This window comes from Paludisphaera soli, from assembly GCF_011064595.1.
Lineage (GTDB): Bacteria > Planctomycetota > Planctomycetia > Isosphaerales > Isosphaeraceae > Paludisphaera > Paludisphaera soli.
This window is the reverse complement of sequence record NZ_JAALJI010000035.1, coordinates 20,385-44,456: the sequence shown is the minus strand read 5'-3', so window position 1 is coordinate 44,456 and position 24,072 is coordinate 20,385. Positions and strand designations below refer to the sequence as shown.

The 24,072-nt window shown below is 71.4% G+C and carries 22 protein-coding genes; 11 read left to right on the top strand and 11 right to left on the bottom strand.

Going from position 1 to position 24,072, the window contains the following annotated elements; translation table 11 throughout:
* The first annotated feature begins 77 nt into the window (after positions 1 to 77).
* From G6O68_RS28140 to G6O68_RS33390, 3 genes are read left to right on the top strand one after another with little or no spacing between them, the layout of a single operon-like run.
* Entirely contained in the window at positions 78 to 1,394 is a 1,317-nt protein-coding gene (locus G6O68_RS28140) for a CheR family methyltransferase (protein WP_165252429.1), read from the top strand.
* Positions 1,387 to 2,163 (top strand): chemotaxis protein CheW, encoded by a 777-nt coding sequence (locus G6O68_RS28135; RefSeq protein ID WP_165252427.1) that lies wholly within the window; start codon positions 1,387 to 1,389, stop codon positions 2,161 to 2,163. The genes G6O68_RS28140 and G6O68_RS28135 overlap by 8 nt, the downstream gene beginning before the upstream one ends.
* The gene (locus G6O68_RS33390) at positions 2,160 to 4,964 is read left to right on the top strand and encodes a hybrid sensor histidine kinase/response regulator (RefSeq protein WP_261345616.1); all 2,805 of its coding nucleotides are present in this window, start codon (positions 2,160 to 2,162) and stop codon (positions 4,962 to 4,964) included. Before G6O68_RS28135 ends, G6O68_RS33390 begins: the two co-directional genes overlap by 4 nt.
* 102 nt (positions 4,965 to 5,066) lie before the next feature.
* On the opposite strand, the gene G6O68_RS28120 is transcribed toward G6O68_RS33390, so the two are convergent.
* A complete protein-coding gene (locus tag G6O68_RS28120) occupies positions 5,067 to 5,555 on the bottom strand; it encodes an Hcp family type VI secretion system effector (RefSeq protein ID WP_165252425.1) in 489 nt (162 codons plus the stop codon).
* 696 nt (positions 5,556 to 6,251) lie between these two features.
* On the opposite strand from G6O68_RS28120, the gene G6O68_RS28115 reads away from it, so the two are divergent.
* The 6 genes from G6O68_RS28115 (at position 6,252) to G6O68_RS28090 (ending at position 11,370) form a co-directional block, all read left to right on the top strand.
* A complete protein-coding gene (locus G6O68_RS28115) occupies positions 6,252 to 6,521 on the top strand; it encodes an ArsR/SmtB family transcription factor (RefSeq protein ID WP_206108232.1) in 270 nt (89 codons plus the stop codon).
* Between the two features lie 102 nt (positions 6,522 to 6,623).
* A complete protein-coding gene (locus tag G6O68_RS28110) occupies positions 6,624 to 7,373 on the top strand; it encodes an SDR family NAD(P)-dependent oxidoreductase (protein ID WP_165252421.1) in 750 nt (249 codons plus the stop codon).
* Between the two features lie 98 nt (positions 7,374 to 7,471).
* Positions 7,472 to 8,203: an SDR family NAD(P)-dependent oxidoreductase gene (locus G6O68_RS28105; RefSeq protein WP_165252419.1), complete on the top strand. Its 732-nt coding sequence runs from the start codon at positions 7,472 to 7,474 to the stop codon at positions 8,201 to 8,203.
* A 117-nt stretch (positions 8,204 to 8,320) separates the two neighbouring features.
* Entirely contained in the window at positions 8,321 to 9,376 is a 1,056-nt protein-coding gene (cheB, locus tag G6O68_RS28100; RefSeq protein WP_165252417.1) for a chemotaxis-specific protein-glutamate methyltransferase CheB, read from the top strand.
* A 71-nt stretch (positions 9,377 to 9,447) separates the two neighbouring features.
* Positions 9,448 to 10,653, top strand: a complete 1,206-nt coding sequence (locus G6O68_RS33460; protein ID WP_165252415.1) for a SpoIIE family protein phosphatase — start codon at positions 9,448 to 9,450, stop codon at positions 10,651 to 10,653.
* 21 nt (positions 10,654 to 10,674) lie between these two features.
* Positions 10,675 to 11,370, top strand: a complete 696-nt coding sequence (locus G6O68_RS28090) for a spermidine synthase (RefSeq protein ID WP_165252413.1) — start codon at positions 10,675 to 10,677, stop codon at positions 11,368 to 11,370.
* A 42-nt stretch (positions 11,371 to 11,412) separates the two neighbouring features.
* On the opposite strand, the gene G6O68_RS28085 is transcribed toward G6O68_RS28090, so the two are convergent.
* The 5 genes from G6O68_RS28085 to G6O68_RS28065 all read right to left on the bottom strand — a co-directional run bounded on the left by G6O68_RS28085 (position 11,413) and on the right by G6O68_RS28065 (position 16,221).
* On the bottom strand, positions 11,413 to 12,225 hold the full coding sequence (locus G6O68_RS28085; protein WP_165252411.1) for a 3-keto-disaccharide hydrolase: 813 nt from the start codon (positions 12,223 to 12,225) through the stop codon (positions 11,413 to 11,415).
* A gap of 178 nt (positions 12,226 to 12,403) precedes the next feature.
* On the bottom strand, positions 12,404 to 12,715 hold the full coding sequence (locus G6O68_RS28080; RefSeq protein ID WP_165252409.1) for a hypothetical protein: 312 nt from the start codon (positions 12,713 to 12,715) through the stop codon (positions 12,404 to 12,406).
* Between the two features lie 354 nt (positions 12,716 to 13,069).
* Positions 13,070 to 13,324 (bottom strand): DUF2442 domain-containing protein, encoded by a 255-nt coding sequence (locus G6O68_RS28075; RefSeq protein ID WP_165252407.1) that lies wholly within the window; start codon positions 13,322 to 13,324, stop codon positions 13,070 to 13,072.
* 87 nt (positions 13,325 to 13,411) lie between these two features.
* Complete coding sequence (gene metX / locus G6O68_RS28070; protein ID WP_165252405.1) at positions 13,412 to 14,578, bottom strand: homoserine O-acetyltransferase MetX; 1,167 nt, start codon at positions 14,576 to 14,578, stop codon at positions 13,412 to 13,414.
* Between the two features lie 359 nt (positions 14,579 to 14,937).
* Positions 14,938 to 16,221: an O-acetylhomoserine aminocarboxypropyltransferase/cysteine synthase family protein gene (locus tag G6O68_RS28065; RefSeq protein ID WP_165252403.1), complete on the bottom strand. Its 1,284-nt coding sequence runs from the start codon at positions 16,219 to 16,221 to the stop codon at positions 14,938 to 14,940.
* A gap of 578 nt (positions 16,222 to 16,799) precedes the next feature.
* Between G6O68_RS28065 and G6O68_RS28060 the strand changes: the two genes are divergently transcribed.
* Positions 16,800 to 17,837 carry an acyltransferase family protein gene (locus tag G6O68_RS28060; protein WP_165252401.1) on the top strand — a complete coding sequence of 346 codons (1,038 nt, stop codon included), beginning with the start codon at positions 16,800 to 16,802 and terminating at the stop codon, positions 17,835 to 17,837.
* A gap of 214 nt (positions 17,838 to 18,051) precedes the next feature.
* Here G6O68_RS28060 and G6O68_RS28055 read toward each other — a convergent pair whose 3' ends face one another.
* Positions 18,052 to 19,470 (bottom strand): UbiA family prenyltransferase, encoded by a 1,419-nt coding sequence (locus tag G6O68_RS28055; RefSeq protein ID WP_165252399.1) that lies wholly within the window; start codon positions 19,468 to 19,470, stop codon positions 18,052 to 18,054.
* Between the two features lie 331 nt (positions 19,471 to 19,801).
* Between G6O68_RS28055 and G6O68_RS28050 the strand changes: the two genes are divergently transcribed.
* The gene (locus tag G6O68_RS28050; protein ID WP_165252397.1) at positions 19,802 to 21,034 is read left to right on the top strand and encodes a glycosyl transferase family 39; all 1,233 of its coding nucleotides are present in this window, start codon (positions 19,802 to 19,804) and stop codon (positions 21,032 to 21,034) included.
* Between the two features lie 7 nt (positions 21,035 to 21,041).
* Here G6O68_RS28050 and G6O68_RS28045 read toward each other — a convergent pair whose 3' ends face one another.
* From G6O68_RS28045 to G6O68_RS28035, 4 genes are all read right to left on the bottom strand, one after another.
* The gene (locus G6O68_RS28045; protein ID WP_165252395.1) at positions 21,042 to 22,244 is read right to left on the bottom strand and encodes a cystathionine gamma-synthase family protein; all 1,203 of its coding nucleotides are present in this window, start codon (positions 22,242 to 22,244) and stop codon (positions 21,042 to 21,044) included.
* 112 nt (positions 22,245 to 22,356) lie between these two features.
* A complete protein-coding gene (locus G6O68_RS28040; protein ID WP_165252394.1) occupies positions 22,357 to 22,923 on the bottom strand; it encodes a carboxymuconolactone decarboxylase family protein in 567 nt (188 codons plus the stop codon).
* Between the two features lie 433 nt (positions 22,924 to 23,356).
* Positions 23,357 to 23,485: a hypothetical protein gene (locus tag G6O68_RS33385; RefSeq protein ID WP_261345615.1), complete on the bottom strand. Its 129-nt coding sequence runs from the start codon at positions 23,483 to 23,485 to the stop codon at positions 23,357 to 23,359.
* A gap of 82 nt (positions 23,486 to 23,567) precedes the next feature.
* On the bottom strand, positions 23,568 to 24,014 hold the full coding sequence (locus G6O68_RS28035; RefSeq protein WP_165252393.1) for a hypothetical protein: 447 nt from the start codon (positions 24,012 to 24,014) through the stop codon (positions 23,568 to 23,570).
* Positions 24,015 to 24,072 lie beyond the last annotated feature (58 nt).

The window sequence follows — 24,072 nt, the reverse complement described above, 5'->3', positions numbered from 1 at the left end:
GCGAGACGGTCCGCCCGCCTCGGGGTACAATGGCGGAGCCGCGATCCCGCGGCCGGGTCACTCTTAGGGCCGACTCCATGTCCGACGGTCTCCGCGCCATCGACGCGATCTTGAACGAGCGGCTGGGGCTGGATCGGGCGTCGATCGGCCCCGGGCTGATCCCCCGCGCGGCCCGGGAGCGGATGCGGGCGACGGGGCTGGTGCAGGAGCAGGATTACGCCGAGCTGGTGGCGCGGTCGGAGGCCGAGCTGCAGGCCCTGATCGACGAGGTGGTCGTCCCCGAGAGCTGGTTCTTCCGCGACGCCCTGCCGTTCGACCTCCTCCGGACCTTCGCGCGCGACGGCTGGACGGCCCGGCCCTCGCGAGGCCCCTTGCGGGTGCTGAGCCTCCCCTGCGCGGGGGGCGAGGAGCCGTACTCGATCGCCGTGACGCTGGAGGAGGCCGGGCTGCCGCCGGGCCGCTTCGTCATCGACGCCGTCGACGTCAGCGAGCGGCGGCTGGAGACGGCCCGCGCCGGGGTCTACTCGCAAAACTCGCTCCGAGGGCTGGGGCCGGAACGGCTGGCGCGGTGGTTCCGCGAGCGGCCGGGCGGATTCGAGGTCGCCGAGGCGATCCGGGGCCGCGTCCGCTTCCGCCTGGGGAACATCCTCGACCCCGCGCTCCTGGCCGGAGAGCCCCCCTACGACGCGGTCTTCTGCCGCAACCTGCTGATCTACCTGGCGCGGCCCTCGCGGGCGCTGGCTGAGGCCACCCTGGACCGGCTCCTGGCCGCCGACGGCCTCCTCGTGCTCGGCCACGCCGACACCCTGGGGGCCTCGCCCGCCGGCCGCGCGTTCGTCGCGGCCGCCGGCCTCGGGACCTTCGCCCTCCGCCGCCGCAAGCCCGACGAGGCCCCGAGACGCCCCGAGGCCGCCCTCCCCTCGCCGCCGAAACTCGCCGACCGCCCCCGCCTGGCCCCCCCGCCGCCGACGCCGCCTCGGCCCGCGATCGCGGCCCCGCCGGCGCCCCCGCCCGCGCCGAGCCCGCCGGCCGACGACGCGCGGCCGTGGCTCGAACGGGCGATGGAGCACGCCAACCAGGGCCGCCACGGCCAGGCGCTGGCCTGCTGCGAGGAGGCCGTCCGCCGCGAGGGGCCCTCGGCGGCCGCCTTCGTCCTGATGGCGGGCATCCACCAGGCGGCCGGCCGGCGGTCGGAGGCGGAGGGCTGCTACAACAAGGCCATCTATCTCGACCCCGCGCACGACGGGGCGCTGCTGGCCCTGGCCCTGATCGCCGAGCGTCGCGGCGACCTCGCGGCGGCGGCCGGCTTCCGCCGCCGCGCCGATCGCGCCCTGAAGAGCGGCCGCGTCGCCGCCGATATCAACACCAAGACGGGAGGCCCGGCGCATGAATGAGCCCCGCACCCTCGACGTCGGCGCGGGGACGCCCCAAGTCGCCCCCGCGGCCCGGCTCGACGACTGCTGGAACCGGATCGGGATCGCCGGCGACCGGAGCTGCCCGGAGCTGAAGACGCACGTCCACTGCCGGAACTGCCCCGTCTTCGCCAGGGCCGCGCGCGTCTTCTTCGACCGTCCCGCCCCCCCCGGCTACCTCGACGAATGGACCCGGTGGCTCAGCGACGAGGGCCACTGCGCCGAGGAGCAGGCCGACGCGGCGCTCGTCGGCCGCGACGCCGAGGGCCGGCGCAACGACGTCGGCGTCCTGATCTTCCGGCTGGGGCAGGAGTGGCTGGCCTTCCGCACCCAGGCCGTCGTCGAGGCGGCCCTGACCCGGCCCGTGCACCGGGTCCCCCACCGCACCAACGCCGTCCTGAGGGGCCTGGTCAACCTCCGGGGCCAGCTCCAGCTCTGCTTCTCGATGTACGGCCTGCTCGGCGCGGCCGACCCGAGGTCGTCCCCGACGGGCGACGGCGAGGCCGCCTCCGCCTCGCGCGAGCGGCTCATCGTCCTCCGCGACCGCGACCGCTCCGAGGTCTGGGCGTTCGCCGCCGACGAGGTCCACGGCGTCGAGCACTTCGCCCGCAGCGCCCTGCAAGGGGTCCCCTCCACGCTCGCCAACACGGCCGTCAGCTTCAGCCAGGCGGTCATCCCGTGGGAAGGCCGCAGCGTCGGATTCCTGGACGAGCACCGCGTGTTCGCCGCCCTGCGGAGCATCGGCCAATGAGCGACGACCTCAGCGGCTTCTCGCTCATGGACCTGTTCCGCATGGAGGCCGAGGAACGCCTGGCCGTCCTCTCGCAAGGGCTCGTCGGCCTGGAGTCCGACGCCTCCAGCGCCGCGATCGAGCCCCTGATGCGCGCCGCCCACTCGATCAAGGGCGCCGCGCGGGTCGTCGGCCTCGACGCGGCCGTCCGCGTCGCCCACGCCATGGAGGACGTCCTCGTCGCCGCCCAGAAGGGGAAGATCGCCCTCGCCCCCGGCTCGATCGACGCCCTCCTGCGCGGCGTCGACTTCCTCACCGCCGTCGCCGACGTCAAGGAGGCCGACCTCGAGGCCTGGCAGGCCGAGAAGGCGGCCGAGGTCGACGACCTGGCCGCGACGCTCGCCGAGGTGGAGTCCGGCCAGGTCCCGGCCGCCGCCGTCCCACCGTCGGAGCCCGCCGCGCCGCCGCCGCCCGCCCCCTTGCCGTCGAAGCCCGAGGCCGACCTGAGCGGCTTCTCGCTCATGGACCTGTTCCGCATGGAGGCGGAGGAACGCCTCGCCGTCCTCTCCCAGGGCCTCGTCGGCCTGGAGTCCGACGCCTCCAGCGCCGCGATCGAGCCCCTGATGCGCGCCGCCCACTCCATCAAGGGCGCCGCGCGGGTCGTCGGCCTCGACGCCGCCGTCCGCGTCGCGCACGCCATGGAGGACGTGCTCGTCGCCGCCCAGAAGGGGAAGATCGCCCTCGCCCCCGGCTCGATCGACGCCCTCCTGCGCGGCGTCGACTTCCTCACCGCCGTCGCCGACGTCAAGGAGCCCGACCTGGAGGCCTGGCAGGCCGAGAAGGCGGCCGAGGTGGAGGCGATCGCCGAGGCCCTGACCGGGATCGAGGCCGGCCGGACGCCGGACGCCGCACCGTCGCCGCCCGCTCCGCCCCCGGCGGCCGCGGCCGCGCCGGCGGAGGCCCCTCAGGTCAAGGCCGAGGAGAAGAAGGCCGCGCCGGCGACGGAGCCGCCGAAGGCCCCGCCCGCGTCGTCCCCTTCGGGCGAGGCGGCGGATCGGGTCGTGCGGGTGACGGCCGAGAGCTTGTCGCGGCTGATGGGGCTGGCGGGCGAATCCCTGGTGCAGACGCGGCGGTTCCGGCCGTTCCTGGACGACCTGCTGGCGCTCAAGCGCCGCCAGACGAGCCTGCTGGACATGCTCCAGAACCTCGAAGGCCGGATCGCGGCCGGGGCCGGTTCCGACGGCGACCGCGCCGTCGAGCTGGCCATGCTGACCCAGGCGCGCGACCAGGCGGCGCGCTGCCAGGAAGGGCTGACGACGTCGCTGGACGCCATCGAGGAATTCGCCCGCAGCGGCGAGGACATCTCGGGACGGCTGCACCACGAGGTCCTCGCCAGCCGCATGCGGCCCCTGGCCGACGGCGTCCGGGGCTTCCCCCGGCTGGTCCGCGACGTCTCCCGGCAGATGAACAAGCAGGCCCGGTTCGAGGTCGTCGGCGAGACCACGGGGGTCGACCGCGACATCCTCGACGGCCTCGACGCCCCGCTCAACCACCTGATCCGCAATGCGCTCGACCACGGCATCGAGACCCCCGAGGAGCGCGTCGCCGCCGGCAAGGACCCTTCCGGCACCATCCGGCTCGAAGCCCGACACATGGCCGGCATGCTCCAGATCGTCTTGGAGGACGACGGCCGGGGCATCGACGTGGAGCGGCTGAGGTCCAAGGTGGTGGAGAAGAACCTGACCACGGCGGCGATGGCCGCGAGGATGTCGGAGCCCGAGCTGCTCGACTTCCTGTTCCTCCCCGGCTTCTCCACCAAGGACCACGTCACCGAGATCTCCGGCCGGGGCGTCGGCCTGGACGTCGTCCAGACGATGGTGCAGGCGGTGCGCGGGACGTTCCGGGTCTCCAGCAAGCTCGGCCGGGGGACGCGGTTCACGCTCCAGCTCCCGCTCACCATGTCGATCATCCGGGCGCTCCTGGTGGAGATCGCCGGCGAGCCCTTCGCCTTCCCGCTGAACCGAATCGACCGCATCACGACCGTCGCCGACGACGAGATCCTGGAGCTGGAAGGCAAGCCCCACATGCGGATCGACGACCAGCCGGTGGGGCTGGTGGAGGCCTCGCGGATCTTCGAACTGGAGGGCGCGGCGCGGGCCGGCGGCCGGATGCCGGTGGTCGTCGCCAGCGACCGCAGCCACCGCTTCGGCGTGGTCGTCGATAAATTCCTGGGCGAGCGCGACCTCCGCGTCGCCCCGCTCGACGCGCGCCTCGGCCGGGTGCCGAACCTCAACAGCTCGTCGGTCCTGGAAGACGGCTGGCCCGTCTTGATCATCGACGTCGAGGACCTGATCCGCTCGATCGACAACCTTCTGAGCGGCCGTCGGATCGGCCGGCTGGCCTCCGAGGCCTTCGCCGCCGCCGCGGCCGGCGTCGAGCGCCGGGTCAAGCGGGTGCTGGTGGTCGACGACTCGATCACCGTCCGCGAGTTGGAGCGCCAGCTATTGGAGAACCAGGGCTACCAGGTCGACGTGGCGGTCGACGGCGTCGACGGCTGGAACTCCGTCCGCACCGGCCGCTACGACCTGGTCGTCAGCGACGTCGACATGCCCCGGATGGACGGCATCGAGCTGGTCTCGCTCATCAAGAAGGACGTCCGCCTGCGGACCATCCCCGTCGTCGTCGTCTCGTACAAGGACCGCGAGGAAGACCGCATCCGCGGCCTCGACGCCGGCGCCAACTTCTACCTCACCAAGAGCAGCTTCCACGACCAGACCTTCCTCTCCACCGTCGTCGACCTGATCGGCGAGGCGCGAGGATAAGGATAGGGGCGAAGATGGGACCGGACGGGGATCCTCCTCGTGGCCGTGCGTCGACCGCCCGAGTGCTCCGGGCGAGGTGACGCGACGTCGCGCGAGTCACGGTCACGAACCGGCCCCGATCGCGAGGTTCCACATCGCCCGATCCTTGACGACCTTCGCGTCCGCCGACGCGGCCACCGGCGTCGTCGAGTAAGTGATCTTCGTGAAATTCAGGGATAGCGACTCCATCGGCCGATCTCCCGCGGTGCCGCCATGGCCCGAGACGCTGTAGCTGGAGATCAGCGCGTTTTCCAGCTCCAGCGCCATGTAGGGGACCTCGCCCTTGCTGTCCTTCCCGACGAAATGGATGACGACCTTCTTGCCTTCCCCCCTCAAGCTCAGCTGGAACAGTTGCGTACTGGCGATGTCGTTGGACTTGGTCACGACGATCTCGGAGAGCGAGGGCGCGCTGGCCTCCCGGTTCACGCCCCGGCCGGCCGCCGAGTTGACGGACCTGCCGGAACTGAGCTGGGCCGAACTCAGCTCGATCCAGTCCTTGTACTTCCCGACCGCGGATCCCTTCACGCCTTCGATCTTCATGTAGATGGGCATCGGCTTCTCCCCTGGGAAAGGTGACCGGACGGGAAACAACCCGGGCGCGGAGCGCGGCGACTTGCTCCGCCTACCCCCTCTGGCTGGACTTCTCACGCTCGACCGCGTGACGGCTCTGCTCTCACCCGCGGAGTCCAGCCATCATGCAGGGGCCGCGGCCGGGGAAGGTCGGCGGATCGCGACCTGAATGCGGCCCTCCTCTCGGAGACCGGTGCCTCGCGCCGCTCCGCCCGAGGAGGCGGGCCCATCCGAGTCGCCCTTCCCGCATCAGCAGGATCGCCCGAGTTCCGCGGGCTTGAGATCCGATGGAGGTGCTCTTTCCGCCGATCCCTGGCGACGTCGAGAACGGAGACCCCGAATCCGTCATCCTCCCGGGCGCCGCTCGGCCTGCAAGGGACCGCCGAGAAGCCGCGCCGATCTTCGAGCCGGGCTAGCACGCGGTCGTCGCGCCCCGGAGCATGGCCGGTCCATTCATGATCCGGCCTCGGCCTCGCCCTCGCAACGAAAATCGATCGGGGAGGTGAACCGTGGACGAACGCCATCGCCGATCCCCGCCAGGCCGTGGCGGGCGTCTCGCGGGGAGGCGCGGCCTGGGGAGCCGTGATGGTTCGGATCGCGACATGCCGGACGCCGTGGCCGGTTGACACGACCGGCGGTCATTTCGATAATAATCGAACCGTCCTCGGAGATCCTCGTTTGACCGACAAGCAATTCAACCGGATCGCCCGCGCGCTGGCGGAGCCGCGGCGGTATCAGATCCTCAAGCAGCTGGGGACCTCCCCGGAGCCCACCCCCTGCGCGGTGATGAGCGAGGCGCACAAGGTCAGCGCCGCCACGATCTCGCACCACCTGAAGGAGCTGGAGACGGCCGGGCTCATCGAGATCGCCCGCGAGGGGAAATGCGCCCACCTCTCCCTCCGCCGCGACGTCCTCCGCGCCTACCTCGACCGGCTCGCCGAAATCTGAGCCCCTCCGACGCCGCCCCCGCTTGACTCCCCGGACTTCAATTCGATAATCATCCAAGCGTCGAACGAAGTTCGGTTCGGTCCGCAGGGAACGGGGGGTCTCATGGGCAAGCTGACGGGCAAGGTGGCGGTGGTGACGGGGGCGTCGAAGGGGATCGGCGCGGGGATCGCGAAGGCACTGGCGGCCGAGGGGGCGGCGGTCGCGGTGAACTACGCGTCCGACGAGGCGGGCGCGAGGCGGGTCGTCGGGGAGATCGAGGCCGACGGCGGCCGGGCCTTCGCGATCCGGGGCGACGCGTCGAAGGCGGCCGACGTGGCGCGGATGTTCGAGGCGACGCGCGAGGCCCTCGGGGCCCCGTCCGTGGTGGTGAACAACGCCGGGGTGTTCAGCTTCGGCCCGTTCGAGCAGGGGACCGAGGAGAGCTATCGCCGCCATTACGACCTGAACGTCCTGGGGCCGCTCCTGGTGGTCGGCGAGGCCCTCAAGCACTTCGGCCCCGAGGGGGGGAGCGTCGTCAACGTCAGCTCCGTGGCCGCCACGAGCCCGCCCGCGGGGGGCGTGATCTACTCGTCGACCAAGGGGGCGTTGGACACCATCACCCGCGGCCTGGCGGTGGAGCTGGCCTCGCGGAAGGTCCGGGTGAACGGCGTGAGCCCCGGCTACACGGCGACCGAGGGGACGAAAGCGATGACCTCGCTGGACGAGGGGACGGTGCAGGGCTTCGTGGCGCAGACGCCGCTCGGCCGGGCCGGCCGGCCGGACGACATCGCCAAGGTGGTCGTGTTCCTTGCGTCCGACGACTCGGCCTGGGTCACCGGCGAGACGCTCCGCGTCTCCGGCGGGGCTCGCTGACCGGCGTCGTTTGAAGGGCTCGGGCCGGCATTCTCGCGAGAGGATCGTCGGGGGTTTCCTGAGGGATCGGTCGAAATCGCGAAGGGGAGGGCGGGACGATGCCGAAGCTCGAAGGCAAGGTGGCGGTGATCACGGGGGCGACGTCGGGTATGGCCCTGGCGACGGCGAAGCTGTTCGTGGAGGAGGGGGCGTACGTCTTCATCACCGGCCGCCGCAAGGAGAAGGTGGATGAGGCCGTGAAGGCCATCGGCCGCAACGTCATCGGGGTGGCGGGCGATGCGTCGAGCCTCGCCGACCTCGACCGGCTTTATGAGACGGTGGCGAAGGAGAAGGGGAAGATCGACGTCCTGTTCGCCAGCGCGGGGACCGGCGAGTTCGCGCCGATCGGCGCGGTGACGGAGGAGCAGTTCGACCGCACCTTCAACCTGAACGTGCGGGGGACGCTGTTCACGGTGCAGAAGGCCCTGCCGCTGTTCAACGACGGCGGGTCGATCATCCTGAACGGCTCCATCGCCGGGTCGATGGGCCTGCCGGCCTTCGGCGTCTACAGCGCGAGCAAGGCGGCCCTCCGGGCGTTCGTGCGGTCATGGCTGCTGGACCTGAAGGATCGGGGGATCCGGGTGAACGTCCTCAGCCCGGGGACGATCGACACGCCCATCCTGGAGGGGGTGCCGAAGGAGATGCTCGACGAGTTCGTGAAGCTGATCCCCCGGGGGACGATGGGCCGGCCCGAGGAGATCGCCACCGCCGCGCTCTTCCTGGCGTCGGGCGACTCCAGCTTCGTCAACGGCAGCGAGCTGTTCGTGGACGGCGGCACGGCCCAGGTCTGAGCCGGGGCGGGGGGGCCGGACGCCGGCCCCCCGATTTCCCTGTATCAGCCGACGGGCCGACGGCCTAGAATACAGCGTCTTCGAAGTCGAGACGCACGTCTTCCGGGGTGTTCCTCCATGCGGGTCGGGATCGTCAACGATTCGGTGATGGCCCGCGAGGCGCTCCGGCGCGTCGTGGCGTCGGCGTCCGGGCTGGAAGTGGCCTGGACGGCGCGCGACGGCGCGGAGGGGGTGGAGCGGGTGCGCGCCGACCCGCCCGACCTGGTCCTGATGGACCTCTTCATGCCGGTGATGGACGGGGTGGAGTCCACCCGTCGGATCATGAAGGAGAGCCCCTGCGCGATCCTGGTGGTCACGGCCACGGTCAGCGGCCAGATCGACAAGGTGTACCAGGCGATGGGCTTCGGCGCGCTCGACGCGGTGGACACGCCGGTGCTGGCGGCCTGCGGGGCGTGCTCGGGCGGGGCCGACCTGCTCCGGAAGATCGAGACCGTGGGCAAGCTGATCGGCAAGTATCAGCCGTGCCGGACGCCCTGGACGCCCCCGCCCGAGACGCCGGCGGCGGCCCGGGGCGAGCCCCTGCTGGCGGTGGGGGCGTCGACCGGCGGGCCGTTCGCGGTGGCCGAGGTGCTCAAGGACCTCCCCCGGGGCTGGGACGTCGCCACGGTGATCGTCCAGCACGTGGACTCGTTCTTCGTGAGCGGCCTGGCCGGCTGGCTGAGCGAGCACTCCGGCCGCCGCGTGGAGCTGATCCGCGAGGGGGACCGCCCCTCGCCCGGCAAGTTCCTGCTGGCGGCCACCGGCGACCACCTGATCCTGGGGGAGGACGGCCGGCTGGGCTACACGCCCGAGCCCCGCGCGGCCTGCTACCGGCCCTCGGTGGACGTCTTCTTCCAGAGCGTCGCCCGCAACTGGCCCGGCGCCGGCGCGGCGGCGCTGCTCACCGGGATGGGCCGCGACGGCGCGGAGGGGCTGCTGGCGCTCCGCCGCCGGGGGTGGTGCACGATCGCCCAGGACGAGGCCACCTCGGTCGTCTGGGGGATGCCCCGCGCGGCCGTCGAGCGGGGCGCCGCCGAGGTCGTCGCGCCGCTCGGCCGCGTCGCCGAGTCGATCGTCCGCGGGCTCGCCGCGGCCGGCCGCACCGGGGCGCAGGCGCAGGCCCCCCGGCGATGAAACAATAGGGCCCGGTACCTCCACCCACGCGACCCGCCAGGTCGCCGACGACCTGAGCCCGGGATGAGCCCATGAGCACCGACGCCCGCTTCTCCGAGCACAAGATCACCGTCCTCCTGATCGACGACCAGGCGATGATCGGCGAGGCCGTGCGGCGGATGCTCGCCGGCGAGGCCGACATCGAGTTCCACTCCTGCCGCGACGCCACCAAGGCGCTCGACGAGGCCCTGCGGATCAAGCCGACGGTGATCCTCCAGGACCTGGTCATGCCCGACATCGACGGCCTGACCCTCGTCCAGAACTTCCGCGCCCAGGACGAGACCCGCGACGTGCCGATGATCGTCCTGTCGACCAAGGAGGAGCCCGCCGTCAAGGCCGAGGCCTTCGCCAAGGGCGCCAACGACTACGTCGTCAAGCTCCCCGACCGCCTGGAGCTGATCGCCCGGATCCGCTACCACTCCCGGGGCTACATCGCGCTTTTGCAGCGGAACGAGGCGTATTCGGCCCTGCAGGAGAGCCAGAAGCGGCTGGCCGACGAGGTCCGCCAGGCCGAGCGCTACGTCGAGTCGCTCCTGCCCGAGAAGCTGACGAAGGGGAAGATCCTCACCGACTGGCGGTTCGTCCCCTCGGCCGAGCTGGGGGGGGACTCGTTCGGCTACCACTGGCTGGACGACGACCACTTCGCCTTCTATCTGCTGGACGTCAGCGGCCACGGCGTCGGCGCGGCCTTGCTCTCGGTCTCGGCCATGAACGCGCTGCGGTCGCAGGCCCTGCCCAACACCGACTTCCGCGACCCCAGCCAGGTCCTCTACGCGCTCAACAACGCCTTCCAGATGGACCAGCAGAACGGCCTGTACTTCACCATCTGGTACGGCGTCTTCCACAAGGGGACGCGCCGGGTGCACTACTCCGGCGGCGGCCACCCGCCCGCCGTCCTCATCGACGGCCCCTCGCGCGACGATGTGAAGCTCCAGATGCTGGAGTCCCGGGGCCCGATGATCGGCGCGATCACCGACATGGAGTACGCGTCGGCCGACGCGATCCTCGGGCCGTTCGCCAAGGTCTACCTCTTCAGCGACGGCGCCTACGAGATCGAGCGGGCCGACGGCACCCTCTGGCCGTTCGGCGAGTTCATCGAGTACATGGGCCGAGGCCCCTTCGACGACCCCGCCGCCCCCAAGATGGACGACCTCGTCGCCCACGCCCGCGCCCTCATGGGCCGGGACGACTTCGCCGACGACCTCTCCATGGTCGAGCTGACCTTCCTCCCCGACTGACGACCCGGGACGTCGCCGCTCATGAACCCGACCGGCTTCGAGGTCCTCGCCTACGAGCCCACCGACCTCGGCGTCCTCTGCCTGAGGCGCCGCGCGACCCTTTCGGAGCCGGTCGTGATCGTCACCGAGGTGACGCTCGACCATCAGTTCCTGATGAGCAGCCTCCACACCGCGTCGGAGCGGGCCCTGGCGACCGTCGCCCTGGAGATGCACGACGGGGAGGCCCTCGACGTGCTGGTCGGCGGGCTCGGGCTGGGGTACACGGCCCACGCCGCCCTGGGGTCGTCGCGGGTCGCGCGGGTCGAGGTGGTCGAGTACCTGCCCCAGGTCGTCGACTGGCTCCGCCGGGGCTGGTTCCCGCTCTCCGGGGAACTAACCGCCGACCCGAGGCTGGTCGTGGGGCCGGGGGACGTCTACGCCCGGATCCAGTCCGCGCCGACGCGACTTTACGACCTGATCCTGATCGACGTGGACCATTCCCCAGACGACACCCTGGCCGGCCCCAACGCCTCGTTCTACGACCTCCCGGGCCTGGAGTCGGCCCGCGAGCACCTGGCCCCCGGCGGCGTCCTGGCGGTCTGGTCCTACGCGGAAAGCTCCCCCTTCGCCGACGCCCTGCGCGCCACGTTCCGCGAGGTCCGGGTGGAGCGCGTCGCCTACTGGAACCGCCACGCCGATGAGGAATGCGTCGACTGGCTGTTCTTCGCCCGCAAGTAGCCGCCCCGCCCGCCGCCGAGCGGCGGGCGGGGCGGGCCGGCGTCAGCCCTGGTCCTGGGCCGGGATGGGGCGGACCCAGATGTTGCGGAAGCGGACCGGGTCGCCGTGGTCCTGGAAGGCCAGGGGGCCCTTGGGCCCGTGCGGGCTGTAGCGGCCGAGTTCGCGGAAGGCCATGGCGCCGTAGATCTCGGCGTGGTTCTGGACGACCACGCCGTTGACCAGGACGGTGACGTAGGCCGGCGTCTCGACCGAGCCGTCCTCCTTGAACTTCGGGGCCGTGAACAGGATGTCGTAGCACTGCCACTCGCCCGGGGGCCGCAGGGCGTTGGCGAGCGGCGGGTGCTGGCCGTAGACCGCGCCGGCGTGGCCGTCGGCGTAGGTGGGGTTCTTGTAGTTGTCGAGGACCTGGATCTCATACCGGCCGAAGATCAGGATCCCGCTGTTGCCGCGGCCCTGGTCGTTCCCCTTCGGCGGGTCGGGGGCGGACCATTCGACGTGGATCTGGGCGTCGCCGAACTCCTCGCGGGAGATCAGCGACCCCGAGCCCGCCTTGGCGACGATCGCGCCGTCGACGACCTCCCAGGTCGGGTCGCCGTGGTCGCCGCGCCACTTCGAGAGGTCCTTGCCGTCGAACAGGACGACGGCGTCGGACGGGGCGTCGCCGACCTTCGCGCCCGGCGTGACGACGGGCGGGTGGGGCCGTTCGGCGTCGTGGACCCGCCACTTGCCGCCGGGCAGGTGGGGCGTGTCCTTGTAGCCGGGCTTGTGCCCTTCCTCGACGGCGTAGTATCCGAGGGCCGAGGCCCCCGCGACGAGCGAGACGGCGAGGGCGGAGAGGATGCGGCGGGTCGTCATGGCGGGGAGGGCTCCGGGCGGTTGGGCCCCCGGATTGGACGTCCGGGGGCTCGTCTTCGACTCAGGCGCAGGTCGCGATCCTGGCGACGCCGATCGCGACCGACATTCGAGGATCGTCGACCCGCACCGTCTCGGCAAGCCTCTTCCGGCGACGACCGGGGTCGGCTTCGCCGATCGATCAGGCGTCCGGTTCGACGACGGCGATGCCGCTGCTCTCGCATTCGAGCACGAACCGGCCGCCGGGGCCGAGCACGCGCATCGCGCCGGTCTCGTAATCCATCTCGGTGACGGCGACGGGCTGGCCCGCGATCGGGCCGATGCCGATGCCGACCCCGCCGACGGGGTACGCCAGCTCGACGTCCCGGGCCACGCGCCGCCAATCGGCCGTGGAGAACACGCCGCGGCCCGAATGGGAGATGACCAGCAGGTAGGCCCCGCCGGCGTCGAAGCCGACGGCGACCACGCCGCCGATGTGGAGATAGCGGCTCATCGGCATCGCCTCCAGGACAACCCGCCCGGACGATCGCCGACGGCCCGGAAGACGCAGCGAGGTCAGGCCGGTTTCAACAGATTCCTATCCGATCGGGGTCGAGCGTCCGGGTCGCCCCGGCCCGATGCTCGGCGAGGGCCTGGCCGCCAGACCGACGAGCCGATGAGAGGACCCGGCGATGGCGCGATCGAAGTCGTCCTCGTCCTCCGATTCGGCCGACGGCCGAGACGCCGGCGCCTCTTGTTCGACTTCGGGAGGTTGGGCCGCGTCGGCAGGGGCCCTCTCAGGCGGCGTCATGACGGCGTCCTCCAGGGTCGATCGGATCCCCTCGTCGGGTGGGTCCGCAACGCGAGTTCAGGTCCCGGCGGGCTGTCTCGGGGCGGGCGCCCCCCGGAGGAGCCCCTCCGAACTCAGATCCTCGTCCACGTCGGGCCAATGGATGCCATAGCCCCCACCGGCAATCCGCCAGTTCGCCCGCTGCTCCGGCCTCGCGTGCAGGAGGCGAGGATACCAGGCCAGGGGGACGGTCAGCGTGCGGCCGTCGAGCAGTTCGACCCTCAACTCGTCCTCGGTCACGGAGACGTCGACGATCTTCTCACCGGGGCTCATTTCTCACGCCTCCCCGAACTCAGCCTTCATCGTACGCGAAGCGTCGGGACGGCGGGTATCGGTCGGCTCGCCGGGCGGCCGTCGCGGTCACCCCTCGTCGCGGTGGTTGAGCACCTCCTGGATGTGCGGGGCGAACAGCCGGGGTTCCAGCAGGAAGGCGTCGTGGCCCTTGTCGGAGTGGACGGTGATCCAGATGACGGGGACCTCGGCCTGCTTGAGCAGGCGGACGAGCTTATCCTGGTGCTTGCGCTCGAACGTGTGGTCGTTGTCGATGCTGAAGACCAGGAACTCCTGGTCGCGGCAGCGCGCGAAGACGTCGCGCAGGTCCTTGACGCCGGTCTCGTTGACGAGGTTGAACCACTGCCAGGCGTCGAGGATGCGCAGGTAGGTGTTGGCGTCGAACCGCTTCACGAACTTCTGACCCTGGTGGAGCATGTAGGACTCGACCGGGTGGTTCATCTCGTACCAGCCGTGGGGGGGCTTCTGGCTGACGACCTCGCTGCGGGCCCGCTTGCGCAGGGCGTCGGGCGAGATGAACGCCTTGTGGGCGATCCGCCGCGCCAGGGCCAGGCCGACGTCCGGCCGGGCGCCGGCGTAGTAGTCGCCGCCGCGGAAGTAGGGGTCGGCCTCGATGGCGGTGACCTGCTCGAAGTTCAGCAACCGCTGGTCGATCGTGGTCTCGACGCCGGTGCTGATCGGGACGACGTAGTGGACCCGCTCGGGGTGGATCGCCGCCGTCAGGAGCGCGAGGAAGCCGCCGAGCGAGGGCCCGACGACGGCGTGGAGCTTGCTCACGCCCAGGTGGTCCAGCAGCTTCATCTGCGACTCGACGATGTCGCGCATCCGCAGCACGGGGAACGTCGAGCCCCAGGGCAGGCCGGTGGCCGGGTCGATGGAGGCCGGGCCGGTGGAGCCGTAGCAGCCCCCCAGGTAGTTGGAGCAGACGACGCAGAACTTGTCGGTGTCGAGGGCCTTGCCGGGGCCGATGAAGGGGTCCCACCAGCCCTCGTGCATCTCCTCGGTCCAGCGGCCGTCGAGGCCGGGGACGTCGGGATTCCAGCCGGCGGCGTGCTGGCAGCCGGTCATGGCGTGGTAGAGCAGGATCACGTTCGACCGGTCTGCGTTCATCCGCCCGTACGTCTCGTACGCCAGCGTGAACCGGGGCAGGGGGTCGCCCACGCACAGGCGGAGCGGATCCGCCGGGTCGTCGAACTCGAAGAACTGCGTCCGGGTTTCGTTGAGGGCTTGGCTCATATCAAGATGCGGTCGGCTGAAGGGGACGGTCTCTTCCCTTCCCCCCTGGCGGGGGAAGGTAGCCCGAAGGGCCGGATGAGGGGGATCATCCAGGGGTATGGCGCGAAGAAGCGTCGGCGTGCGCGTCCTCCCTTCTCCACTTGAGGGAGAAGGTGGCCGGGACGGCCGGATGAGGGGTCGACCGGCCGAGAGCCTGCAGGATGCCGCGGCCGAGACCCACGGGCCTCGGCTGCGTCCACCCCTCATCCGCCCCTGCGGGGCACCTTCTCCCTCAAGGGGAGAAGGGGGGAGGGCCGGCCTTCAAGGCCCTCCGGCCCTCATCGCGTCCATCCATCCCATCCGGCGTCCGGCTCGCCCCGTCAGGGGCAGGCCACGTCCAGCGCCTGGTCGACGTCGGCGAGGATGTCGTCGATGTGTTCCAGGCCGATGGACAGGCGGACGAGGTCGGGGCCGATGCCACCTTCGCGCTGCTGGCCCTCGTCGAGCTGCGAGTGGGTGGTGGAGGCCGGGTGGATGGCCAGGCTCTTGGCGTCGCCGACGTTCGCCAGGTGGGAGAACAGCCGGAGCGACTCGATGAACTTCCGGCCCGCCTCGGCCCCGCCGCGGATGCCGAAGACGACCATCGAGCCCCCCTTGCCCTGGAGGTACTTCTTGTTCAGGTCGTACATCGGGTCGCTCTCCAGGCCGGGGAAGCGGACCCAGGTGGCCTTCGGGTGGGCGGCCAGGTGCCGGGCGACGGCCAGCGAGTTCTCGCAGTGCCGCTCCATCCGCAGGGCCAGCGTCTCGATCCCCTGGAGGAACATCCAGGAGTTGTCCGGCGCGATGCACGCGCCCAGGTTCCGCAGCGGGACGGTCCGCATCCGCAGGATGTAGGCCAGCGGGGCCAGCGGCTCGGGCAGGTCCATCCCCCAGCGCAGGCCGTGGTAGCTGGTGTCGGGGATCGTGAACAGCGGGTGCTTGCCCGCGGCCCAGTTGAACTTGCCGGCGTCGACCACCACGCCGCCGATGCCCGTGCCGTGGCCGCCGAACCACTTGGTCAGCGAGTGCACCACCACGTCCGCCCCGTGCTCGATCGGCCGGGTCAGGTAGGGGGTGGAGAACGTGGAGTCCACGATCAGGGGGAGCCCGTGGGCGTGGGCGATCTTGGCGACCGCCTCGATGTCGGTGACCTCCAGCGCCGGGTTCGACACGCTCTCGCAGAACAGGGCGCGGGTGTTGCCGTCGATGGCGGCGGCGTAGGCGTCCGGGTCGTTGGAGTCCACGAACTTCACCTGGATGCCCAGGGTCGGCAGGATGTCGTGGAACTGGGTGTACGTGCCGCCGTAGAGGTTCCGGGCCGAGACGATGTTGTCGCCGGCCTGGGCCAGGTTGATGATCGAGTAGAAGATCCCCGACGTCCCCGAGGCCACCGCCAACGCGGCCGCCCCCCCCTCGAGCATCGCCACGCGCTTCTCCAGCACGTCGGTCGTCGGGTTCATCAGCCGGGTGTAGATGTTGCCCAGCTCCTTCAGCGCGAACAGGTTCTGGGCGTGCTCGGCGCTCTTGAAGACGAACGAGCTGGTGCGGTAGATCGGCACCCCCCGCGAGAGCGTGGTCGGGTCGGGTTCGGCGCCGCCGTGGAGGCAAATCGTCTCGAGTTTCATGAAATCGACCGCTGCGGGGATGGCGTCGGACGGCTCGCGGCAAGGCCGCGAGGCCCGGACGCGGGGCCTGGATCGGGATTCGACCGACGCGCCGCGGCACGGCCGCGCGCCGGCCGCCGCGGACCTTGAATTAGATCCCAACCGCCCGCCAGGTTCCAGACCGTTCCGGGCGGAAAGGGCGTCGATCGCGACGGCTGAAGCTCCGGGATCGTGGGTGGATCCCCCCTCGGACCCATGGGACGAGGCGCGGAGAATATCGAGAACGACCGGCCGGGGACGACCCGCGGCGACGCCGACTCCCCGGTGCGGCGAGGCCCGCGAACGCCGGGCGCGAGGGCTCTCGACCGGGGTCGATACCGGATTGACGCCCGCTCCGGGCGCGCCTAGACTCGCGCCGGAATGGATCGGCGGGGAATTAAGAGTTTCTCAGTTCATCGTTCCATTCGGAATCCGCACGCAACCGGCGACACGCCGACCGACGCGGAGCCTCGCCCGCGAGAACGGCCCCCTCCCGGGGCGGCCTTGCGAGGCTCCCAGACTCCCCTGACAGACGGATCTTCATCAGAGGGACGCCGCTCATGACGAGCCCCGACGAGTTCGTGCTCAGGCCCCCCGTCGCGCTGGGGGGGAGGCAAGACCGACCGGCTCGCGAGGCCGCCGGCCGCGCGGCCTCGCGCGACGGGGCGGCGGCGACGGGCCGCGACCGGGTGGCGGGCTTCGACGTCCTCCGCCTGGCCGCGCTGGTGGCGATCGTCTGGTTCCACACCGGCGCGCCGGGCGCGGAGTACATGGCCTGGCGGCTGCCGACCCTGGCGATCATCTCGGCCACCCTGGCCGCCGGCCGCGGCGAGCCCCGGCCGCTGGCGCAGCAGGTCCGCAAGTCGGGCTCGCGGCTCCTGCTCCCCTGGCTCTTCTGGTGCGGGGTCTACGGCGTCGTCGAGGTGGCCACCTACCTGCGGCACGGCACCTCGATCGTCGACGAGCTGGGGGGCCGGATGTTCCTCACGGGGACCTCGGTGCACCTCTGGTACTTGCCCTTCGCCTTCGCGATGGTCCTCTTCGTCAACGTCGCCCGGCGGCTGACGGCCGGCGTCCGGCCGAGCTATTCCTGCCTGCTCGCGGCGCTTTTGGCGGTGCTCTCGCTGGCGGTCCTGGCGATCGACAAGCCCTACTTCGGCGACGAGGGGACGCCAGCCCCGCAGTGGCTCCGCTGCCTGCCGGCGGTCTTCCTCGGCCTGGCGGTCGGCACCGCGACCCGGCACGCCGAACTCCGACGCTCGGGCGTGATCGCCGTCGTCCTGCACAACAGCGCGGCCTACGCCCTGATCGCGGCCGGCCTGGACGACGAGCTGGCCGTCCGCTACGGCCTGGCGATGCTGCTGGTCGCCCTCGCCTCGACCTGGCGGTTCGAGCCCCCCCGCTGGGTCGCCGCGGCGGTCGGCATGGCGATGGGGGTCTACCTCGTCCACATGTCCGTCCACCGGATGGTCTACGCCGTCTCCAACCGCCTCCCCACCCCCGACCTGACCCCCTCCGCCCACGCGGTCGTGGTGATTTTCCTCTCCTTCGCCGCCGTCTGGGCTCTCCTGCAGTCCCCCCTCAGGCGGTTCGTCTGAGTCGAGTCCCGGAACCTGCGGACCGGTCGGGGATCTCGGCGAGGATTCGTCGGACGGGACCGGGCGCCGGGGCCTCGAATGAACTCGAGTCCTATGGACCCCGTCGTTCCGGGCCTCTCCGAGGAGGGATGTCGACGCTCGCCCGCGACGGCGGGGCCGCCCCGGCTCGCGCGAGGGGCGGATCTCGCCGGCTTCCTGGCCCGTCGCTTCGCCTTCAGATGGCGGCGAACAGGAGGCCGCAGGCATGGCTGTTCCGATCCCGGAGCGCGAAGACGACGGGGTCGTCGGCGAGTTGCTCCCGGCAGGCCAGGAACCAGACCCGCGAGATCCAGTAGAGGAGGATCGGGCACATCAACCAGAGGAGGTCCGGTCGGCGATAGTACAAGCGGACGTCCGGGCTGTTGAGATAGAGGCAGAAGACGAGCACGCAGAGGTAGCCGCTGATCGGCCCGAACGAGCGGATCAGGTCGACGTCCGACGGCCAGTACCCCCGCCCGGCGATCTTCCCGCCGGACTCGCTCGCGCCGGTCAGCTCGGCGTATCGCTTGGCGAACGCCAGGCTCAAGAAGAGGAACATCGAGAAGGCCATCAGCCAGGGCGAGATGATCACCGAGGCCGCCTCGCCGCCGGCCAGGATCCGGAGCGTGTACAGCCCCGCCAGACAGATCACGTCGACCATCAGCCTCCGCTTCAGATACACGGAATACAGCGTGGTCAGGACCAGGTAGAGCACCAGAAGCGCCCCGAACCGCGCGGGGAGGAACGCGGCCGCCACGGCCGAGGCCGCCAGCAAGGCGCCGATCATGACCACGCCGATGGGGATCGGCGCGGCCCCGCTGGCGAACGGCCGCCTCCGCTTGCGCGAATGCTTGCGGTCCGACTCCAGGTCGAGCAGGTCGTTCAGGATGTAGACGGCCGACGCGGCGGCCGAGAAGGCCGCGAACGCCGTCAGGCAGCTCAGCCAGGAGGCGAGGTCGAAGAACCGGTGCGAGGCCATCAGGGCAACGAACAACAGGATGTTCTTCGCCCACTGATGGGGACGCAGGGCCTTGATCAGCGCCCGGGGCCCCACGCGCGTCCCCTCGAAGACCCTCGACGGCTCGCGGAAGGCCGAGGCGCGCCGGACCACGCCGGGTTGGGAGTCGACCAGGAGCGTCTCGCCGGCGCCCTCCCAGATCGGCAGGTCAGCCGTCGAGTCGCCGAGGTAGGCGAAGCCGCCGCGGCCGAACCGGGCCTCCAGCGCGGCCAGCTTGGTGAGGCCCTTGAGGTTCTCCCCGGCGTCGGAGGCGATCACCTCGTCGAAGAGGCCGAGGTGGTCCGCGACCGCCTGGGCGAACCGGCGGTCGGAGGCGGTCGCCAGCACGATTCGCCGCCCCCGGGCCTTCTCGGCCTTCAGGAAGTCCACCACGGCCTCACGATAGGGGAGCGTGCCGATGTCCAGGACGACCCGATCGGCGATCTCGCTCTTCAGCCGCGACCGCCCCTTGAGCAACCAGGCGGGGGAGAGGAGCAGGGCCGTCGGGCGGCTGCGGGCCAGGGCGAAGTACGATTCCCAGAGGAGGTCGGTCGCGATCAAGGTCCCGTCGAGATCCACGCAGAGGGGGCGGTCTCGCTCGGCGGCGATCGTCTCCATAGGTCCCATCACCTCAAACAAGCGTCACGTGAAGGCTGAAAAAGGCTGCTCGCAGGCGACTTCGCCCGGCCGAGGGGGCGTTCGCGCCGCCATCGGGTGGATGATTGCCCAGAATGCTTAGTTTATAGTATCCTCGATCCGCTGGCCTCCCCAGCGAGGCTCTTTTTCGCGCCCGGCATCCGGCGCCCCCCCGTGGGGTCCTCTTCATCGGGTCGGACCGCCACGCCCCGCACCGCAGGAGACGGCGAACCCTCATGGCGTCCCACCACTCAGACCTCCCCCCCGAGCCCCGGACGGCGCGACCTCAACGACAGGCTGGGCCCCCCTCGCCGTGCTGGCCCTGGCCCTGGCCCTCCGGGTCGCCTGGGGCGTCGTCGTGCCGGTCGTCCCCGAGTCGGACAGCGCCGCCTACGACATCCTCGCGCGAAACATCGCTGCGGGGGACGGCTACGGGTTCAAGCCTGGCGTGCCCTCGGTCTACTGGCCGGTGGGGACGTCCGCGATCTACGCGACGCTCTACAAGGCCTTCGGGGTGGGCTACGGGCCGATCGTGGCCCTGAACGTGGCGCTCGGCGTCGGGACGGTCTGGCTCGCGATGACGCTCGCCCACGGGTGGTTCGGGCCGCGGGCCGGCGTGATCACGGGCCTGATCCTGGCGGCCTGGCCGGGCCAAATTCAATTCACGACGATCCTCGCCAGCGAGCTGCCTTTCAACTTCCTGATCCTGTGCGCGCTCTACGCCGAGGGCCGCGACCGCTGGCCGACGGCCTTGCGGATCGCCGCCGTGGGCGCGCTGACGGCCGGGGCCAGCTACGTCCGGCCGCTCGCCCTCGCCATGCCCGCGCTGCTCTGGTGGCGGCGCGTCGTCGACCCCGACATGCGCCGGGGCGGCCTGGTCGCGAACACGGCCGAGGCGGCGGGCGTCGTGCTCGTCGTCGCGATCCTGATCGCCCCCTGGGCGGCCCGCAACGCCCGGATCTTCGGCAGCCCCGTCCTGATCTCGGCCAACGGCGGGGCCAACTTCTGGATGGGCAACAACCCAGACTCCAATGGCGGCTACATGCCGCTGCCGCCCCGGGTCGAGAAGCTGAACGAAGTCGAGCGCGACGCGCTCCTGAAACGCGAGGGCCGGCAGTACGTCCTGGAGCACCCGGAGCGGTTCGCCGTCGGCCTCGTCAAGAAGTTCATCATGACCCACTCCCGGGAGAGCATCGGGGTCGTCTGGAACCAGGCGGGGCTGACCCGCGTCTTCGGCCGCGGCGTCCTGGGGCCTATGAAGCTGGCCAGCGCCCTCTACTTCGGCGCGGCCATGCTGGCGGCGGTCGTCGGGGCGGTGCACGCCCTCCGCCGGCTAGGCTTCCGCCGCTGGATCGGGCTGCCGCCGATCGTCTTCTGGGCCTACTTCGCGGCCGTCCACATGGCGACCGTGGGGGGCGACCGCTACCACTACCCGAGCGTCCCCATGATCGCCGCCCTGGCGGCCTCGGGGATCGTCGCCGTCTTCGGGGCGTCGGCCATGGCCGAAGTCCCGAGGACGGCGACCGACGCCTCGCCGGTCGCCTGACTCCCCATCAGGCCCCGCGCCGCGAGGCTTCCAGCGCCTGCGCCAGGTCGGCGATCAGGTCGTTCACGTCCTCGATGCCGCAGGAGTAGCGGACGAGGGTCTCGGGGATGCCCAGCGCGGCGCGTTCGGCGGCGGTCAGCTCGACGTGCGAGCCGGTGGCCGGCGGCGCGACGACGGTCTCGACGGCCCCCAGGTTGGCCGCCCGATGCGCCCACCGCAGGCGCGGCAGGAACCGCTTCACCACGTCGAAATCGCCGTGGAGCTGGAAGCTCAAGACGCCGCCGAAGCCCCCCGGCATCTGCCGCTTCGCCACGTCGTGGCCGGGGTGGCTTTCCAGGCCGGGGTAGAAGACGTCGGCGACCTCGGGACGGGCCGCGAGCCAGCGGGCGACGGTCATCGCGTTGGCGTTCTGCCGCTCCACGCGCAGGGCCAGGGTCTTCATCCCGCGCAGCAGGAGGTAGGCGGCTTCCGGGTGGAGGGTCGCGCCGGTGATCTCGCGGCGGCGGAAGATCGACTCGACCAGGTCCTTGTCGCCGGCGACCACACCCCCCAGGGCGTCGGCGTGGCCCCCCAGGAACTTGGTCGCGCTGTGGAGGACCAGATGGGCGCCCAGCTCCAGCGGGTGCTGGTTGATGGGCGTGGCGAACGTGTTGTCGACCACCACGATCGCCCCCTTCGACCGGGCGCGGGCGGCCAGCCGGGCGAGGTCCAGCACCTTGCACGTCGGGTTGGTGGGGCTCTCCAGGTAGAGCACGCGCGGGGCCTCGTCGATCGCCGCCTCGATGGCGTCGTGATCGGCGGTCGGGCAAAGCGTCGCCTCCACGCCGACGCGGGGGAGGAACTCGCTGAACATCCGGTTGGTGCCGCCGTAGGTGTCGACCACCGAGACGACCCTCTGGCCCGGCTCCAGCAGGGTGAACAGGGTGTCGCTGATCGCGGCCATGCCGGTGGAGAAGCTGGTGGCGGCCTCGGCCCCCTCCAGCACCCGGACCTTCTCCTCGAACACGGCGACCGTCGGGTTGGTGTTCCGGCCGTAGATGTGCCCCGGGACCTCCCCCAGCGACGCCGCCTTCCACTCGTCCAGGTCGTCGTAGCCGAACGAGACGCTGTGGACGACCGGGACCTGCGTGGCGCGTCCCATGAAGACGCCCCCTTCGCCCGCCCAGACGGCCTGGGTGCGGACATGGGGGCGATTCGCGGCGTCGGACATCAATCGGGCTCCAAGCGGGGGCGGGTGGACGGGATGGGACCTGAGCGCGGGGAGAGGCCGCCATTGTCCCCATCCGGCCTTCCGCTTCCAACCCCGATCGGCCTGATCGGCCTCAGTCCCGGCCGACCCCCAGCGCATCGGCCGTGCGGTTGATCGCGTTGAACCACGACGCGATCAGGGTGATCTGGAGGATCCCCCGGTCGTCGAACCCGACGGCTCGGAGCCGGTCGTGCCAGGCGGGGGAGAGCCGCGTCGCGTCCCGGGTGATCTGGACCGCGTAGTCGAGCATGGCGCGCTCGGCCTCGGAGAGCGGGGCGTTCGCGTAGTCTTCCGCGAGCGCCCGCGCCAGGGATTCGTCCAGCTCGACGCGGTTGAGGAACTCCCGGTGCGAGGCCGAGCAGTACCGGCAGCGGTTCGTCAGCGAGACCATCAGGGCGATCATCTCGTGGTCGCGACGCCGGAGCGGCAGGTCGGGGGCCATGAGCGAGCCGAACGTCGCGAAGGCGTGGTGCAGCGCCTGCGGGATCAGCGTGTGCGCCGCCACGATCCCCGGCATCTCGGCGTCGATCCCCGGGATCGGGCCGTCATATTCCGCCGGATAAAGCGCGTGTTGCGCGGCCATCGCCGCCCTCAGCTCGTCGTCCGCCTCGTCCGGCTTGATCGTCCGAATCCAGGCCATGCCGCCGCCACCCCTCGGCTGAAGAGGAAAGAATCGGATTCCCCATATCTCCCATTCCCCCCGGTGGGTGAAGAGGAGACGTCAAGGCCGGATGAGGGGGACCATCAAGCCGGACGGCGCGAGGACGCGACGGCGTCCACGCCCGGCTGCTGTTCAGCCGGTGCCTCGCTCGTCTTCCCTTCCCCCCTGGTGGGGGAAGGCCCGCGAAGCGGTCGATGAGGGGGACCATGCAGGCGGGCGAGACGAGTGAGCGACGGCGTTCCGAAACGCCCCCCTCGTCCGGCCTTTCACCTTCTCCCACGAGGTGAGAAGGACGATTCGCGACGGCCGACCCGCCGGTTTCTCCGGCGGGATTCCGTGCTCGTCCTCCCCCTCATCCGGCCCTTCGGGCCACCTTCCCCCGCCGGGGGGGAGGGAAGACGTCGACGCCCCCTCAGAACATCAACACAACCAGCGCCAGCAGGCCGCCGGCCACGACGCCCAGGGTGCCGAGGCGGGTCACGGCGTCGTCGGGGAGGATCAGGGCGGCGTCGAACGAACCCAGCTTCATCACGTTCTTCATGATCGGTCTCCATGCGTCCGGGATTCTTGTGCGAATCGGCACGAATCGGAATCGGGATGGGACGGTGAGCGCGAAGGCTCGATCAGGAAGGACGTCGAGGGGGGTGGAACACGCGCGAGGCTTCGGCCGAAGGGTCGAGACGCTCGTCCGAGACGGGGAAGGCGAGGGGGCCGGGCGGGTCGGCCGCGACGAGCTGCGTCGCGGAGAGGGCCTCGCCGCGCCCGGGCGCGGGCTGGAGTCCGCCCGAGGGGGGCGGGGAGGGGACGTCGTTCGAGCAGGAAGGCCCCGAGCATCGGGGGACGCCGTCCGGGACGGGCGCGGGCGCGCCCTCCTCGGGCGTCGCCATCGGGCCGTGGGCGTCGTGGCCGAGGATCTCCAGCCGCGCGAGCGACGCCGATCGCGAGGCCAGCCCCATCGCCGCCCCGCACCCGGCCTCGACGGCCCTCGGCGCGAGCAGGAGCCCGCACAGGAAGGCGAGGAGGATCCCCGCTCCCGGACGGTTCCCAGGCTGGATGGAGGGCGGCTTCATGACGAACAGCCCCGATCTTGACTCGCTGCCGGGCGGCGGATTCCGCCGCGGGTCCGAA